Source organism: Rhizobium sp. BK650, assembly GCF_014195325.1.
In the GTDB taxonomy this organism is placed as follows: Bacteria; Pseudomonadota; Alphaproteobacteria; order Rhizobiales; family Rhizobiaceae; genus Rhizobium.
Map to the genome: position 1 here is coordinate 113,425 of NZ_JACIBK010000014.1, position 13,174 is coordinate 126,598.

General features: G+C 58.9%; 19 protein-coding genes and 1 pseudogene. 6 read left to right on the plus strand and 14 right to left on the minus strand.

Annotated features, from left to right (window positions below; all coding sequences use genetic code 11):
* Positions 1-153: 153 nt before the first annotated feature.
* From FHX15_RS31840 to FHX15_RS26555, 7 genes are all read right to left on the minus strand, one after another.
* Entirely contained in the window at positions 154-378 is a 225-nt protein-coding gene (locus tag FHX15_RS31840) for a gamma-glutamylcyclotransferase (RefSeq protein WP_184401331.1), read from the minus strand.
* Positions 378-674 (minus strand): hypothetical protein, encoded by a 297-nt coding sequence (locus FHX15_RS26535; RefSeq protein WP_184401332.1) that lies wholly within the window; start codon positions 672-674, stop codon positions 378-380. The genes FHX15_RS31840 and FHX15_RS26535 overlap by 1 nt, the downstream gene beginning before the upstream one ends.
* A 39-nt stretch (positions 675-713) precedes the next feature.
* Positions 714-1,766, minus strand: coding sequence for a PAS domain-containing protein (locus tag FHX15_RS26540; RefSeq protein ID WP_184401333.1), 1,053 nt, complete (start codon positions 1,764-1,766; stop codon positions 714-716).
* 125 nt (positions 1,767-1,891) lie between these two features.
* A complete protein-coding gene (locus FHX15_RS26545; protein ID WP_184401398.1) occupies positions 1,892-2,275 on the minus strand; it encodes a response regulator in 384 nt (127 codons plus the stop codon).
* Positions 2,276-2,280: 5 nt separating this feature from the next.
* On the minus strand, positions 2,281-2,889 hold the full coding sequence (locus tag FHX15_RS31620; RefSeq protein WP_312861923.1) for a sensor histidine kinase: 609 nt from the start codon (positions 2,887-2,889) through the stop codon (positions 2,281-2,283).
* On the minus strand, positions 2,864-3,256 hold the full coding sequence (locus FHX15_RS31625; RefSeq protein WP_312861915.1) for a PAS domain-containing protein: 393 nt from the start codon (positions 3,254-3,256) through the stop codon (positions 2,864-2,866). The genes FHX15_RS31620 and FHX15_RS31625 overlap by 26 nt, the downstream gene beginning before the upstream one ends.
* A 157-nt stretch (positions 3,257-3,413) precedes the next feature.
* Entirely contained in the window at positions 3,414-4,493 is a 1,080-nt protein-coding gene (locus tag FHX15_RS26555; RefSeq protein ID WP_184401334.1) for a PAS domain S-box protein, read from the minus strand.
* A 176-nt stretch (positions 4,494-4,669) separates the two neighbouring features.
* Between FHX15_RS26555 and FHX15_RS26560 the strand changes: the two genes are divergently transcribed.
* Positions 4,670-6,121, plus strand: a complete 1,452-nt coding sequence (locus tag FHX15_RS26560; protein WP_184401335.1) for an ATPase domain-containing protein — start codon at positions 4,670-4,672, stop codon at positions 6,119-6,121.
* A gap of 22 nt (positions 6,122-6,143) precedes the next feature.
* Positions 6,144-6,500 carry a response regulator gene (locus FHX15_RS26565; protein ID WP_184401336.1) on the plus strand — a complete coding sequence of 119 codons (357 nt, stop codon included), beginning with the start codon at positions 6,144-6,146 and terminating at the stop codon, positions 6,498-6,500.
* Between the two features lie 124 nt (positions 6,501-6,624).
* Here FHX15_RS26565 and FHX15_RS26570 read toward each other — a convergent pair whose 3' ends face one another.
* Positions 6,625-7,371, minus strand: coding sequence for an SDR family oxidoreductase (locus tag FHX15_RS26570; RefSeq protein WP_184401337.1), 747 nt, complete (start codon positions 7,369-7,371; stop codon positions 6,625-6,627).
* 93 nt (positions 7,372-7,464) lie between these two features.
* Between FHX15_RS26570 and FHX15_RS26575 the strand changes: the two genes are divergently transcribed.
* Positions 7,465-8,397 carry an AraC family transcriptional regulator gene (locus tag FHX15_RS26575; protein ID WP_184401338.1) on the plus strand — a complete coding sequence of 311 codons (933 nt, stop codon included), beginning with the start codon at positions 7,465-7,467 and terminating at the stop codon, positions 8,395-8,397.
* A 106-nt stretch (positions 8,398-8,503) separates the two neighbouring features.
* Positions 8,504-8,941: a hypothetical protein gene (locus FHX15_RS26580; protein WP_184401339.1), complete on the plus strand. Its 438-nt coding sequence runs from the start codon at positions 8,504-8,506 to the stop codon at positions 8,939-8,941.
* 180 nt (positions 8,942-9,121) lie between these two features.
* Here FHX15_RS26580 and FHX15_RS26585 read toward each other — a convergent pair whose 3' ends face one another.
* From FHX15_RS26585 to FHX15_RS26600, 4 genes are all read right to left on the minus strand, one after another.
* Complete coding sequence (locus FHX15_RS26585) at positions 9,122-9,403, minus strand: hypothetical protein (RefSeq protein ID WP_184401340.1); 282 nt, start codon at positions 9,401-9,403, stop codon at positions 9,122-9,124.
* A 241-nt stretch (positions 9,404-9,644) separates the two neighbouring features.
* Complete coding sequence (locus FHX15_RS26590) at positions 9,645-10,019, minus strand: hypothetical protein (protein ID WP_184401341.1); 375 nt, start codon at positions 10,017-10,019, stop codon at positions 9,645-9,647.
* An 86-nt stretch (positions 10,020-10,105) separates the two neighbouring features.
* On the minus strand, positions 10,106-10,360 hold the full coding sequence (locus tag FHX15_RS26595) for a hypothetical protein (protein WP_184401342.1): 255 nt from the start codon (positions 10,358-10,360) through the stop codon (positions 10,106-10,108).
* A gap of 136 nt (positions 10,361-10,496) precedes the next feature.
* The gene (locus FHX15_RS26600; RefSeq protein ID WP_184401343.1) at positions 10,497-10,796 is read right to left on the minus strand and encodes a hypothetical protein; all 300 of its coding nucleotides are present in this window, start codon (positions 10,794-10,796) and stop codon (positions 10,497-10,499) included.
* A gap of 555 nt (positions 10,797-11,351) precedes the next feature.
* On the opposite strand from FHX15_RS26600, the pseudogene FHX15_RS31845 reads away from it, so the two are divergent.
* A pseudogene (locus tag FHX15_RS31845) lies at positions 11,352-11,441 on the plus strand (IS5/IS1182 family transposase); the annotation flags it as partial.
* 22 nt (positions 11,442-11,463) lie between these two features.
* Here FHX15_RS31845 and FHX15_RS26610 read toward each other — a convergent pair.
* Together FHX15_RS26610 and FHX15_RS26615 are read right to left on the minus strand one after the other, a co-directional pair.
* A complete protein-coding gene (locus FHX15_RS26610) occupies positions 11,464-11,775 on the minus strand; it encodes a lycopene cyclase family protein (RefSeq protein WP_184401345.1) in 312 nt (103 codons plus the stop codon).
* Between the two features lie 37 nt (positions 11,776-11,812).
* Positions 11,813-12,577: an alpha/beta hydrolase gene (locus tag FHX15_RS26615; RefSeq protein WP_210290872.1), complete on the minus strand. Its 765-nt coding sequence runs from the start codon at positions 12,575-12,577 to the stop codon at positions 11,813-11,815.
* Here FHX15_RS26615 and FHX15_RS26620 point away from each other — a divergent pair.
* Positions 12,554-13,090, plus strand: coding sequence for an isochorismatase family protein (locus tag FHX15_RS26620; RefSeq protein ID WP_246779102.1), 537 nt, complete (start codon positions 12,554-12,556; stop codon positions 13,088-13,090). The two genes, FHX15_RS26615 and FHX15_RS26620, sit on opposite strands and share 24 nt — an antisense overlap.
* The last annotated feature ends 84 nt before the right edge of the window (positions 13,091-13,174 follow it).

Genomic DNA, 13,174 nt, shown 5'->3' on the forward strand with positions numbered 1-13,174 from the left:
GAACCGCCTGTCCTGATAGTCCGCAAGATAGCTGGAGTGAAGCGGATCAAGCCACTTGTCGGTTTTCATAAAGCCAATCGCCGTCGTAATATCCCGCCCCCGACCGATGCGACTTCAATGCCGCTGCGAAAGCTGGTTTTGTCGTCGACGTCCTCAAGCTCGTCGAGAACGTGTAGACGATCCTCCTCCATTTCGAACAACTCGCCGCGAACACGCAGCCCCCCGGCGGTTCAGCATCATCGGGCCATAAAATGATGCTGCGATGTAAAGGGGATAGGGCTCAACAGTCTCGACGTCATCAAGGTATCGCGCACCGACAAGCCCCTTTTCAAAGAGCGGAAAGCCGCGTTTGAGGGTGCCGTAGATAAATACCTTCATCAATGCAGCGCCGGCCCGAGGGGATAGTGGGGGTGTCTGCAATGGAACGTTGTCATCAGACCGAGCACGCGGATCGCCACATCTTCGGCAAGAAGGATGTCTTCGCTGGAAGAGATGTCGTTCGCGACAGACAGCAGGGCCCGACCCACCGAAGCCATGACCATTTCCAGTGCCTCGTCTCCTTCGTCACCCGCCCATTTCGCGGTTCGCTCCAGCGTGACGGCAAGGCGTTCGAGAACAGCCTGTCGCTCGGGTTCACCGAGTTCTCGTAGCTTCGGGACTTCAGTGTTCAACATCGTTCTCCGCGATGGGGCGTTACATTGAAATACGTGCTTTCAGGGTTTGGATCTGAGGCTGGCGCCGACACGGTTCAGCGACGGCAGCTTGACCGCGACGCGAAGGCCCTGGTCGCCCCACTCCCGGCTTATTGTGCCGCCGAGTTGCTTCTCCAGCACGGCACCAACCAGAACGGTACCGAAGCCCTTCCGCGGCGCATCGTCCTTCTCCCTGATGCCCTGCTCGCGCCATTCGATAGTAAGGCCGTTGTCTTCCGCGTGCCGCCAGGTGATCGTCAGGCTGCCGTCAGGATGCGAAAGCGCTCCATGGACTGCCGCGTTTGCGGCAAGCTCATGCACTGCCAGTCCGAGTGGCTGGACCGACGGCGCGGGAACCATGACCGACGGGCCGCTGATCTCGACGTGCTTATCCCCGTAGATGCTAACCTGCAGCGATATGATGTCGTGGAGCGAGGCCTGCTGCCAGCCGTTCTCGGCCAGCAGCATGTGCGTTCTGGCAAGCGCCTGGACCCGCTGCTGCACGGAGGCAGCGTACGTGGCGGCATTGTCGGAGCGGGTCAGGCGCACGATGCTGTCGACGATCGCCAGAACGTTCTTCGTCCTGTGGTCCACCTCCAGCAGCAAACGGTGCTCCGCCTCTTCGAGCGTCTGGACCTTCCGATATTCGGTGACATCGATTTGCGACGCGAAATAATAGGCCAGGCGACCATCGTCGTCCCTGATGGGGCTCAGATGAAGCTGGTTCCAGAAGGCACTGCCGTCTTTCCGATAGTTGAGGATTTCGACTGTGCCCTCGCGCTCCGCGGCGATGATGGCGCGTATCTCCGCGACAGCCTCTCTCGATGTATCTTCTCCCTGCAGGAGCCGGCAGTTCCGACCGACGAGCTCGTCGGCAGAATACCCGGTCAGGTGAAGGAAAGCGTCGTTTGCGAGGACGATCGGGTAATCGGGCTGACGGGCATCGGCGACCACGATCGGCATCCGGGTACGCTGAAACGCGAAGGCGGCGAGTTCCTTGTGATCGACCATCCCTTGTGTCGACGCCGCGGCAGGCTTGTCCCCATGAATGTCTGACGGCTTGGCTTCAATCACGGCTCACCCTGTTTGCTGACTTGATTGTCAGAACGTCGAAGCCGGACGAAGGTTTCAGCGAAACCGACCGGGTTCATCACTCGCTAACACCCCTGAATGGGCCTGACGAGCGAGCGTGGTCGTTCTCACGCCATGGCGATGTCCGCTACTGCCGCTGCGAGCTGTCGCATGTCGGCCGGCTTGCCAAGGTTGCGGACACCCGCCAAGGCCGCATTCTGGGCAAGTGCGGCCGCGTCAGCCGCACTTGCGAGCACAAACGGAATACCGAGAGCCTTCAGCTGTAGCGCAACCGGCGTCACCCGCTCACCCCCGAGATCGACATCGAGAACGGCCGCATTGGGCTTCGTGTCATGCAGCAGTTCGAGCGCATGATCGACGGAGGCGGCCGGCCCCAGCACATTAAATCCCGCTGACGTCAGCGCGGTCTTGATTTCCAAAGCAATAAAGAACTCGTCCTCGACGACGAGAATGGTGCGGGGATATACTGAGGAAGCGTCGGGTTGGTTCATAAAGCTCACAACGGGATCCTGATCGTCGCGCTCAAACCTTCCGCGTCATAGGAAAGTTCCACGCGACCGCCAAGATGGGCTGCGGTGCCTTCGATCATCTCGGTTCCATAGCCTTTGCGCTTGGGGGGCTCGACGACGGGACCACCCCGTTCCAACCATCGGCAATTCAGGTCGTTTCTGCCCGTCAGCCCCTGTTCCAAAGTCCAGGACACCAGGACGCTGCCTTCACTTGCTGACAGCGCTCCGTATTTCGCGGCATTGGTGGCAAGCTCGTGGAAAATCATGCTGGCGGCAAGGATCTTCGAGGGGCCGAGATGAACGGCTGGTCCCCTACGGCTGATCCGTTCGCTCCAGGCCTCGCCCACCGCCTGCTGCAACAGGTCCTGAAGGTCCGCCCCTTCGTTGCGGGCGGCGATTTCCTGAGCACGCAGCGTGACATCAAGGCGGCCAAGGAACGCCTGGCGATATTCGGCGGCGGTGTGGCCTTCCACCTCGGTCTGCAAGGCCAGCGCTCGCACGACCGCGAACAGGTTCTTCATCCGATGACGGGTTTCGGAAAGGATAAAATCCATCTCCGCGTCGTGGCGCTTACGCTCGGTGACATCCTCGAACATCACCAAGATTGGTACTGCTGTCGTCAGGATGGACAAGGCGCCGCGCGTCGACCAGGAAGGTGAGCTGACCAATTCCCGGGAAATCGTGTTTCACCTCGAAGCCGATGACGGCGACAGATTTTGGGATGACCCCGGCGATCAGTTCACGAAGTTCCGGAATATCCCACTGCCCGTCGCCCAGATCGAACAGGCTTTCTCCCAGCAGATCGTCCCGCTTGACCTGGAAGGTCTTGATGAAGGCGTTGTTGGCGGTCGTGACATAGAACCGATGGTCGAGGACGATAACGGGCTGGCTCATGGTGTCGACCACACCCTGCGCCTGGACGTGGCCGCTCCTCAACAGGCGGTAAAGGTCCTCCAACATCATCGGCCGTCTTCTTCCGTAATATCGCGCTCCCGGCATTTCGTCGCTCGGCATCGCCCGTATTGTAGTGCCAGCACCATCGTCGCGGGAAGCCCAAGTCGCCCTTGCCGAGCAAAAAGAATGCCGGCGAGGCATTTGCGTTCCCCGGCAGTAGCCTCACCTAAGATGGAGATGCGAAGGCATCCCGCGGGACGGTTAACCTGATGAGAAGCCCATCAGGATGCCAATCCCGAGATACCTGCGCATTCAACGTCCGAACCACCATCTGTTCGAGCGTCGTTCCGAAGCCCTTCTCCGTGTCTTTTGTTTCTGAGCCTGGTGCAGCGTTCGTTTCCCGCCAGGCGACTTCGAAACTGTCGGGTCTGGAGGTCAAGGTAACGTCCAGCCGCCCTTCCGGCACGGAAAGCGCGCCGTATTTGACCGCGTTGGTGGCATATTCATGAAACAGCAGTGCCAGGCTCGTGACCCTGTCGGCGCTGATCTGCGCATCTTCGCCATGCAACTGCCATCGCCGACTTCCCTCGTCTTCGAAGGGAGACAGCAGGCTGGAGAGGAGGGTGAAGAGGGTTGTCGATTGCTCGACGAAGGCTTCGCCGCCGGTGAAGCTCGGCAGGGTCATCTCGTGCGCCCTGGAGAGAGCCACAAGCCGATCCTTCATGCCGGTGGCGAGCTCTGCCGGCGTCTGCGCCGTCCTCGCCGCCAACGTGATGATGCTGCCGGTGATCGCAAACAGGTTCTTTACCCGGTGGTGCATCTCCCGAAGCAGCAGATCCTGATGCTGCGCCGCCCGTCTGCGATCCGAGATATCGCGGGCGATCTTCGATGCGCCGATGATCCTGCCGTTACCGTCGCGGATCGGCGAAATCGTCAGGGAGATGTCGATTAAGGTGCCGTCCTTGCGACGGCGGATCGTCTCGAAATGGTCGACCCGCTCGCCTGCGCTGATCCGCGCCAGGATGGTCGGCTCTTCGTCCATCCGGTCCTGAGGGATCAGCATGGTGATCGGCCGTCCGACGGCTTCCTCGGCCGTGTAGCCGAAAACCCGCTCTGCGCTCTTGTTCCAGGTCGTAATGATCCCCTGGAGGGATTTGCTGATGATGGCGTCGTCAGAGGATTCAACGATTGCCGCGAGGAAAGCCGCCGCATCATGTCCGGGCTGCGCTGCCCTCACTCCTGCCTCAAGCTGCTGAAGACGGTCTTCGGCGCTACCGCCCTCACCCTTGAAGTCATTGTCTGCCATTAACGTCCACGAACCCCAGGATGTGAATCGAAAAGAACCTGAACGAGAGGGTTCGCACCCTTCGCTTGAATAATAGCGCCCTGTTTGTGGAAATAAAGCCTTTGTCCGGCGGCAGCCATTGCAATATCGTCGGCTGGACCTAGGTGCCACCACTTCTGCTTCCGGATGACCATTCCATGCATGACCTTCCAAGACTGTCCACTGGTATCCCCCGCCTCGACACCATTCTCGGCGGCGGCCTCGTCGAAGGGGCGTCCTATATCGTCCAGGGTCATCCTGGCGCGGGCAAGACGATCTTCTCCAACCAGGTAGCGTTCGCCAACGTCGCTCGGGGCGGCAAGGTCCTTTACGTCACATTGCTAGCAGAGACCCATGACCGACTGTTTCAGGCGCTCGGCACCCTCGACTTCTTCGATCGGGCGCAACTTGGTATGAGCATCTCCTACGTCAGCGTGTTCCAGACGCTACGCGACGAAGGACTTTCGGCGGTTGTCACTCTCATCCGCCAGGAGATCGCCAGGCAGGGCGCGACCCTGCTGGTCTTTGACGGCCTGCTCAACGCCAGCGACCGCGCCGATACCAATCTCGATGTGAAGACATTCGTGGCCGAGGTCCAGAGCCAGGCTGCCTTCGCCGGCTGCACCGTGCTCTTCTTGACCAGCACGCGCATTGCCGAAGACAGTCCCGAGCACACCATGGTCGACGGTGTCATTGAGCTTCACAACGAACTTGTCGGCGTGCGCTCCGTCCGTCGTCTGCAGGTCAGGAAATCGAGGGGAAGTGCGGCGCTTGGCGGCTACCACCAGTTCGAGATCACTTCTGCAGGATTGATTGCCTATCCCCGTCTGGAAGCCATTCTCTCGACTACCACGGTTGAGGACGCCCCTGGATCAGCGCTGATGGCATCGGGAACTGCGGGCTTTGACGCAATGCTGGGGGGAGGTTTGCCTGAGAGTTCCGTGTCGCTCGTGTTTGGCCCGTCCGGAAGCGGCAAGACCTCATTGGGGCTGAACTTCCTCAGCAAGGCGAGCGTGGACGAGCCGGCGTTGCATTTTGGGTTCTACGAGACCCCTGCCCGCTTGTTGAGAAAGGCCGGCGCTCTTGGGATCGATCTGGAAACGCCGATGAAGTCTGGGGCCCTGGAGGTGATCTGGAATCCAATGACGGAAAACCTGCTCGACAAGCTCGGTCATCGGCTCCTCGATGCGATCCGGTCGCGCGGTGTCAAACGGCTTCTGATCGACGGTCTCGGCGGCTTCGAGCGCGCGGCCGTCCATCCCTCCCGTCTCGTTGAATTTTTCGCAGCGCTGACGAACGAAATCCGGGCTTTGGGGGTTACTACCATTGCGACCTGGGAATTGCGGGACCTGTTCGGCCCGACGGTGACAGCCCCCGGTTCGGAAATCTCAAGCCTCCTGGATAATCTGGTGATGCTGCGCCACGTAGAACTCGGATCCCGCTACAAACGCACGATCTCGGTGTTGAAGGTGAGGGACAGGGAGTATGAGCCCGTCATCCGTGAAGTCGCTTTCGGGTCGAAGGGGCTATCGGTCATCACCGCCCTCGAGCCCGTGACAGGAGCAACAACCGGCGTAGCTACCCTCGTCGTTCCGCAACCACAAGCTTGAGAGAGAGCATGAGCCGAACCAGATGCCGCTGATCGTAATCGCCGAGGATGAGTTTCTGATCGCCGATGTCCTGGCCATCATGCTGGAAGATGCCGGTTATGAAGTCGCCACGGCTTCGCACGGCAGGGCAGCACTTGCTCTCGTGCGAGAGAAGCGGCCGTCGCTTGTCGTTACCGACTTCATGATGCCGCTGATGACCGGTCTGGAACTGGCGCGGGCCATGCGCGCGGATGAGGAGTTGGCCCACATCCCCGTGATCCTTACCAGCGGCGCACAGGGGAGCATAGGCCGAGCTCACCCGGACATGTTCGATGCGGTTCTCGACAAACCTTACAACGAGAAGAAGCTAATCGAGACGGTCTCGCGGCTTTTGTCCTGAGAATGCCGCAGGCACCGCAGCAATCGATCGAAAATGGCTCGAAGCGCGCGCGAAGCAAACTTAATCATCATCCCTTGAGCGGCCGCAGCTAAAGCAGTTAGCGCATGTGTGCCCCCCTCCCCCGTTAGCGTGCCTGAGCCAGCGAGACAGCGTCGGCTCCGGCGGGAAAGCGGAGCTGGTTCTCGGTATCGTGAACGGCTTGCCAAATTGCTTCCGCAACATCGCTCTCCTTGGTGGTCAATGCAGGTTTTGCGAATGCCTCAAGGATCGGCCGTGCGAAGTCTGCATAGCCGCCCGGAAGGAGGTCCGAGACAGGAACGATGGCATTAGCCCCGAACCGGGTGGTTGGCGCATAGCCGGGCTCGACGAGCTTCACGCGCACCCCGAAATAACCAAGCTCATGCGCGAGCGAAGCCGAGAAGCCTTCGACGGCCTGTTTGGTCGCGGTATAGGCTGCGGCGAGCGGAAATTCTCCCAGGGCGACGCTCGATGTGACATTGATGATGGTTCCCGACCGACGCTCGCGCATCTGCGGGATAATGGCTTGGCACATCGCCATAACGCCGATCGTGTTGGTCTCGAAGAGCTGTCGGATGAGGGACATTGGCATCGCCTCGAATGCACCGACACCGCCGAGACCGGCATTGTTCGCCAGCACGTCGATTGGGCCGGCCGATGCGAAAAGGCTGGCGATGCTGTCGGCGTTGGTGACATCAAGCGGCAGCACGCGCAGATGGTCGCTTTCGGCGAACAGCGAAGGGTCAGGACGCCGCATGGTCGCGACGACGTTCCACCCGTGAGATAGGAAGTGTTCGGCAGTGGCCTTGCCATAGCCGGATGATGTCCCGGTAATAAGGATCGTCTTGGTCATGTCAGTCTCCTTGGTTGCTGCCCGATAGGAATAGACACTCAACCGAGGACCATCTATAATTCAGTGTCCACCAATATTTACGGATCGTCCAAAATGGACCCTCTCAGTGATATTGTCACTCTCTTGCGCCCCAGAGCGGCGATAGCGAAGCCCATCTCCGGGCGCGGCCAATGGGGCGTTCGCTACAGATCCTACGACGCACCTGGGTTTACGATCGTGCTCACCGGAGAAGCATGGGTAACGTTGGGTGATCGGAAACCGCTTCGGATTGGCGAAGGCGACTTCCTGCTCTTGCCGACGACGCCGGCGTTCTCCCTATGCAGCGAACCCGGCGCAGCCTGCATTGCCGCTGAACCTCTGCGTGAGGCTGTTCGCCACGGCGAGCAGGAAGGGGAACCGGATTTCGAGGCGCTGGGCGGGAGCTTCTCGATCGAGAGTGTCAACGCGCCGCTGCTGCTCGCGTTACTGCCCGACGCAATTCATATTCCCGCTTCGGCCGGGCGCGGGACGCGATTTGGCCGCGTGATCGAACTGCTGTCCGAGGAGTGCGTTGCGGACTATCCCGGCAAAGAGCTGATTATCCAGCGCTTGCTGGAGACGCTGCTGGTCGAAGCGTTGAGGTGGGACATTGTCGGAAACAACGCAGCGTCGGCGGGTTTATTGAACGGGCTGCGTGATGCCGCAATGGCCCGTGTCCTGCGTGCCATCCACGAAGACCTTCGAGCGAGATGGACGGTCGCCGGTCTTGCAGGAATAGCTGGCATGTCGCGATCGGGCTTCGCCGCACGATTCAACGAGGTTGTTGGCTGTGCGCCGATTGAATATCTGGCGCGCTGGCGCATCGCCATTGCCAAGCAGGCCCTGCTGAGCGGCACAAAGTCGCTCGACCGGATCGCAGACGAAATAGGTTATGAATCCGCCAGCGCCTTCAGCACGGCGTTCAGCAAAAGGCTCGGTTGCTCCCCGGGCCGGTTCGCCAGAAGGCAGGCCGCCGATGTCGCGTCTGGCATGTCCGCGATGTCATGATCCTACCCGCTGCTGACCGGCCAGCGGGGACAGATTGGCATGCCGCTTGTGGACCTGTGATGGATCGACACTGGCGGTGGCGGCCTTAGCCAAGCGATGTCCGGCGTTGAGGCAGCTCGCACACGATCAGCTTGTGATCAACGCCGGAGGCACGCTTTTTGTTTGGGTTTTTTGGAAGGGCGGCAGACGGCTTGGGGTGAGCAAACTGAAGTGCCTCGTCACCATCATAGCCGGTCCGTTTGTCGGTTACTTTGTGGGAGGCAATATGCTATTAATTTGGCCGATGCTGCTCCCAATTTTCGCTGGCCGTGAAGTTGCGCTTCCTTTTACTGTACAAAAAGCAACCGATTACGGTGGAGGGATCTGCCGCGCTCCTGTGCACTTGGAAGACATGCCTTTTCTTGTCGCTCGGGTGTGCAATGTTCATGAGAGCATCAGATCAACCATTTCACCAGGCAGCCGTATCGTCGTAAGAGGCTGGGGAACACCGCTCGGGGTTTACGCGCGTGACTTGAGCCTGGCTGCTTTGAAAGGACATCTCTAGTCAAGTCTTGCGGCTTTCGGGTCCCGCCACAACATCGTTGAAAGGCGCCGGCCCCGCATCATCCAGGCGACCGTTGGGTGTGAGGTTGGCTGGTCACAGGGCGGAGCCGGCGCGGGAATATGATACGGGCGAGTTCATCGGGACAAGTCGCCCATCGAGCTTAACCCCACGCCCGATCCTTTAGTGATAACTAAAATCACCGGAGGGATGACGCAACTCGAAATCACTCAAGAGCCTGATCGCCTGCGCGACGATTGTTTCCGTGGCCTCCGGGCTCTCCTGCGCAGCGGCGGCCGCGTTTTGCAATAACTCTGAAGCCAACACTTCCATCTCGTTCCAACTCGGATACTGTTGAAGCTTAGCTACTCCCGCAGAGTATTGCAGCATCGATGCGAGCGAACGCAGGACTGACTCCCGCCGTTCAGCGCTCATGCGCCCTAGGGTCGATCTGGTGATGGACATAACACGCTCCTATTAGGGGCCTGTCCGAAAGATGACCGAGAAGTGGCGACAACCATTCTCCGGATGAGCTTGTTACCTCGCCGCACCCGACCGCCCCATATCAAAAGGAGCCCTCCCAGGGGTGTGGGCGGGCTCCAAGAAGCCTAGATGCCGGAACAGGTACCAAACGGCCAAGCTAGGCAGTAGGCTCACAGAGCGTGTGTATTAGCGAGTCAATTCGGCTGATCCTCGAAGGTCGCCTTCATTTGAGCGAGAATGAATACGCGCAAGGTCTGCTTGCCTGCCAGGCGGAGCGAGTTTGAGAAAAAGAGAGAATATAAAATTCAGCAATTGAAGCCTTGTCCGAATATTCGATCGGAACCGTTTCGCCGCTTGGCTGGAGGTTTCTTAGCCCTCCCTTCTGCAGCGTGTAGCGACAGAATGCATCGACAGAGACGGAGATCAGTATAGTCCGCGATGTACCAGTGGTGATTTTGTAGGAGCGACTAGTTCCCAACGATTGCCCAGCCACATCAATGCGGTCTACGAGATGAAAGGTTTCGAGTGGCTCGGCGCGCGCGCCGATGGGTTGGGCGAGGGCTAATGCGGCCAACAATACCCAGTTGAATTTCAACATGATGTCCCCCGGCGTGTATAGTCAAGACAAACAGCAAGGGAAATCGCCAGCTCCATCACCATCCCGGACCTAAAATCGATTGGCGCTCAGCAGAACGCCTGAACACGCAGCAGGTAATCCATCGCGCGGCGCCTCCTGTCACAAATCCTCGCGAGGAGCGACTTATCGGTGTCGGCTGAAGCGCAGTTGGCCCGCCGCGCTCTGACAACCGCCGTCTGACTGACAAGCAGCTGGGTAATCTTGTCGACCCTGTTTTCGGCGAACCGCAGGTTTTTCTTTCGGGAACTGGAATTTTTTATCTGCTTGAGTGGCGAGAAAGCCATCTGACTGCGGTCATCCATCTGAAAAACTTTCCGTTTTGTTTCGAATGAGTTGGCGATGCGGTTCCAGAACAGGCAGACTAGCCACCAAGTACGACATCGCGACGTCGGCGAACGAATTCGGCTGATCCACACAGCGACCAGCATCAGCAATGGGTCAGCGGAGCTGCGCGATTCCGAGTTTGATGACCTTGATAAAATCGCTCATCCGCTCGCCGTGGCTATTCTGGTATTCTTCCAAGGTAGGCGTACTGAGGGCGGCATCAGCGAGCGCAGAAATGTGATTTTCGTGCACTGCCTTGGCGCCCAAAGCCCAAATCCGGTCAAAGAGCAGCCGGTCTAGCTCTTTATCTGGCATATTTTCCACACCAGTTGCTGGATCGAAAATGAAATCGATCCGTGATGAGGATTCGAGCAAGTGAATTCGGCCGAATGATTGCCGGGACATTTTGCTCATGCTGACAGGCCGCAACGGTCCTCATCTGGCTCAAATCATAGGTATGGTAACAACCAGGACGCCAGCTAGCGCAGCTGCAAGGACCGATGTCTCGATGAGAAACATAGCGATTTGCCTTCCTGTGAGGCCCGGAAAATAATATCGCATAAATTTTCTCCTTAAAAATTTATTCTACAGATGCACAGTATCACAGTTTTTCCTAAAATATTTTTTTATTTTCGTGAATACTAAAGTTTTCGGCATGCGGTTCCAGCAGATGTGACGGTCGCCGAGCCCACACCATCCGCTCAAACCGCGGCGCCTAATAACCTCAATCAGATTACTGACGTCTCCGGCCAGGCCTACAGCTACGATGCCAATGGCAACCTGATCTCCGATGGCGAGCGTACTTATAGCTGGGATGCTAACAATAGGCTTGTCAGGATTGAATATGCGTCACAACCGAGCAAACAGACGCGCTATTCGTACGACGGTTTAGGTCGGATCGACATTTAGGATTCCCAAATTGCTTGATCGGTGATTCATGGGCCACCGTGTTGAACACGGAGGTCTGGCATGGCGTTTAAACGGTATGAGCTGAGCGATGGGCAGTGGGCGAAGATTGCGTCCTTGTTGCCCGGCAAGGCTGGTGATCCGGGCCGGACTGGCTCGGACAACCGCGTGTTTATCAATGGCTGCCTGTGGGTTTTGCGCTCAGGCGCGCAGCGGAGCCACCGCCGAGAACCTTACCGCGCAATGCCCTCACATCATGGCCGAGACCAAGGTGATCCTGCGTGCGGTAGCCCCAGTCATGCGCCGCATCGCCACCCACGCGGTTCGCATTGGCGATGACGTCGGGAAAGTCCGCAGCCGCGTAGGCCGAGCCGGCTTCGATAAGCAGGACCTTTCTGCTGGCCTCTTCGCTCAACCGGTTCGCCAGGACTGCGCCGGCAGAACCTCCTCCTACGATGATGACGTCGTGTGTGGTCGCGTTTGTCATATCAAATCTCCTCTGTCAGCGGGTCTAAGATGTCGTCTCAGCCCCTGATAAAAGCGGCCAGGAGGAACTGTGCTGCGCGGTCGAGTGCTGTTTTGGCGCTCTCGATATGCTCGACGTCGAGCTGGAAGACGTGGTGCATGCCCTCCCAGATCTCGAGCTGGACAGGGACGCCAGATTGAGCTGCGCGGTTGGCGAATTGCCGGGAGTCATCGAGCAGGCGCTCATCGGTGCCGACCTGGATCAGCAATGGCGGCAGTTTTTGAAGATCACCCAACAGAGGCGACGCCAGCGGATCGGAGGCGCTGAACGAGCCGATATATTTTTGGGCGCAGTCCTTGAGGTAGTCATAACCGATCAGCGGATCGACAACGGAATGATCCACCATCGAAGCGCCAGAGAAGGTCAGATCGACCCAGGGAGAAAACACGACGCCAGCGACTGGCTTCACGTCCGGGTTCCAGTTGCTGAGTTGCGTCAACGTCACCAGCGAAAGACCGCCGCCGGCAGAATCGCCGACGATCGCGATTTCTGTGAAGCCCTGAGCGACAAGCCAGTCCCAGGCAGCCAGTGCTGTGTTCGGCGCCACCGGCAAGGATGCTTCAGGCGCAAGTGGATATTCGAGAATGAAAGCCGGAACCCCGGTGCGGCAAACGATTTGGCTAACAAAACCACGATAGGCCTGAGATGAACCGAGTACGTAGCCGCCACCGTGGATATAGAGGATCGCCTGTGCGCTGTTTGCCTGTTCCGGGCGAACCCACCATCCTTGTGCAGCCTCTTGATCGACAGCTTCGACGGTCACATTGTCGACGAGTGGGCTTGCCGAGATGAACGCTTCGTAAGTGGTGCGCAGGTCGGTGGTGTCGTCGTCACCACGGCTCGCGACAGCATGTGGGGGCCGACCATTCCCGAACTCGTCGAAGCGCTGCCGGGCATCGAGATCATCGACCGTTCCTCGGTCAATGCTTATGACGACGAACGCGTCGCCAAGGCAATTGAGGCAACCGGCCGCAAGAAGTTGATCTTCGCGGGCATTTCTCTGGAAGTCTGCGCGGCTTTCCCGGCCATGACGGCAGTCGCTCGCGGCCTCGACGCTTATGTTGCGGTGGATGCTTCGGGCACCTTCAGCGAAACCAAGCGACAAGCGGGCCTCCTTCGCATGCAGCAGGCGGGCGTCATCCTGTCCGACTACGCCACCCTCACGGTGGAGATCCTCAAGGATAACGGCCGCCCGGAAGCCGGAGCCGTCTACGCCGCCCTCGACATGCCCTGGGCCACTCTTGTCGGCCAGGTCGCCAAGGCATACGGCAAGTAAATCCCAACGACTATATCCGACCATCACGTGTCGCGAGACCTGTTCGCCTGAGCGGCTTACCTAGCCGCTTCTGTCACGAACTCG

Bases quoted from the DNA above. Each gene is read 5' to 3' on its own strand.
- FHX15_RS31840 (WP_184401331.1), bottom strand. From the start codon at position 378: ATGAAGGTATTTATCTACGGCACCCTCAAACGCGGCTTTCCGCTCTTT.
- FHX15_RS26535 (WP_184401332.1), bottom strand. From the start codon at position 674: ATGTTGAACACTGAAGTCCCGAAGCTACGAGAACTCGGTGAACCCGAG.
- FHX15_RS26545 (WP_184401398.1), bottom strand. From the start codon at position 2,275: ATGAACCAACCCGACGCTTCCTCAGTATATCCCCGCACCATTCTCGTC.
- FHX15_RS31620 (WP_312861923.1), bottom strand. From the start codon at position 2,889: ATGTTCGAGGATGTCACCGAGCGTAAGCGCCACGACGCGGAGATGGAT.
- FHX15_RS31625 (WP_312861915.1), bottom strand. From the start codon at position 3,256: ATGATGTTGGAGGACCTTTACCGCCTGTTGAGGAGCGGCCACGTCCAG.
- FHX15_RS26555 (WP_184401334.1), bottom strand. From the start codon at position 4,493: ATGGCAGACAATGACTTCAAGGGTGAGGGCGGTAGCGCCGAAGACCGT.
- FHX15_RS26560 (WP_184401335.1), top strand. From the start codon at position 4,670: ATGCATGACCTTCCAAGACTGTCCACTGGTATCCCCCGCCTCGACACC.
- FHX15_RS26565 (WP_184401336.1), top strand. From the start codon at position 6,144: ATGCCGCTGATCGTAATCGCCGAGGATGAGTTTCTGATCGCCGATGTC.
- FHX15_RS26570 (WP_184401337.1), bottom strand. From the start codon at position 7,371: ATGACCAAGACGATCCTTATTACCGGGACATCATCCGGCTATGGCAAG.
- FHX15_RS26575 (WP_184401338.1), top strand. From the start codon at position 7,465: ATGGACCCTCTCAGTGATATTGTCACTCTCTTGCGCCCCAGAGCGGCG.
- FHX15_RS26585 (WP_184401340.1), bottom strand. From the start codon at position 9,403: ATGTCCATCACCAGATCGACCCTAGGGCGCATGAGCGCTGAACGGCGG.
- FHX15_RS26590 (WP_184401341.1), bottom strand. From the start codon at position 10,019: ATGTTGAAATTCAACTGGGTATTGTTGGCCGCATTAGCCCTCGCCCAA.
- FHX15_RS26595 (WP_184401342.1), bottom strand. From the start codon at position 10,360: ATGGATGACCGCAGTCAGATGGCTTTCTCGCCACTCAAGCAGATAAAA.
- FHX15_RS26600 (WP_184401343.1), bottom strand. From the start codon at position 10,796: ATGAGCAAAATGTCCCGGCAATCATTCGGCCGAATTCACTTGCTCGAA.
- FHX15_RS26610 (WP_184401345.1), bottom strand. From the start codon at position 11,775: ATGACAAACGCGACCACACACGACGTCATCATCGTAGGAGGAGGTTCT.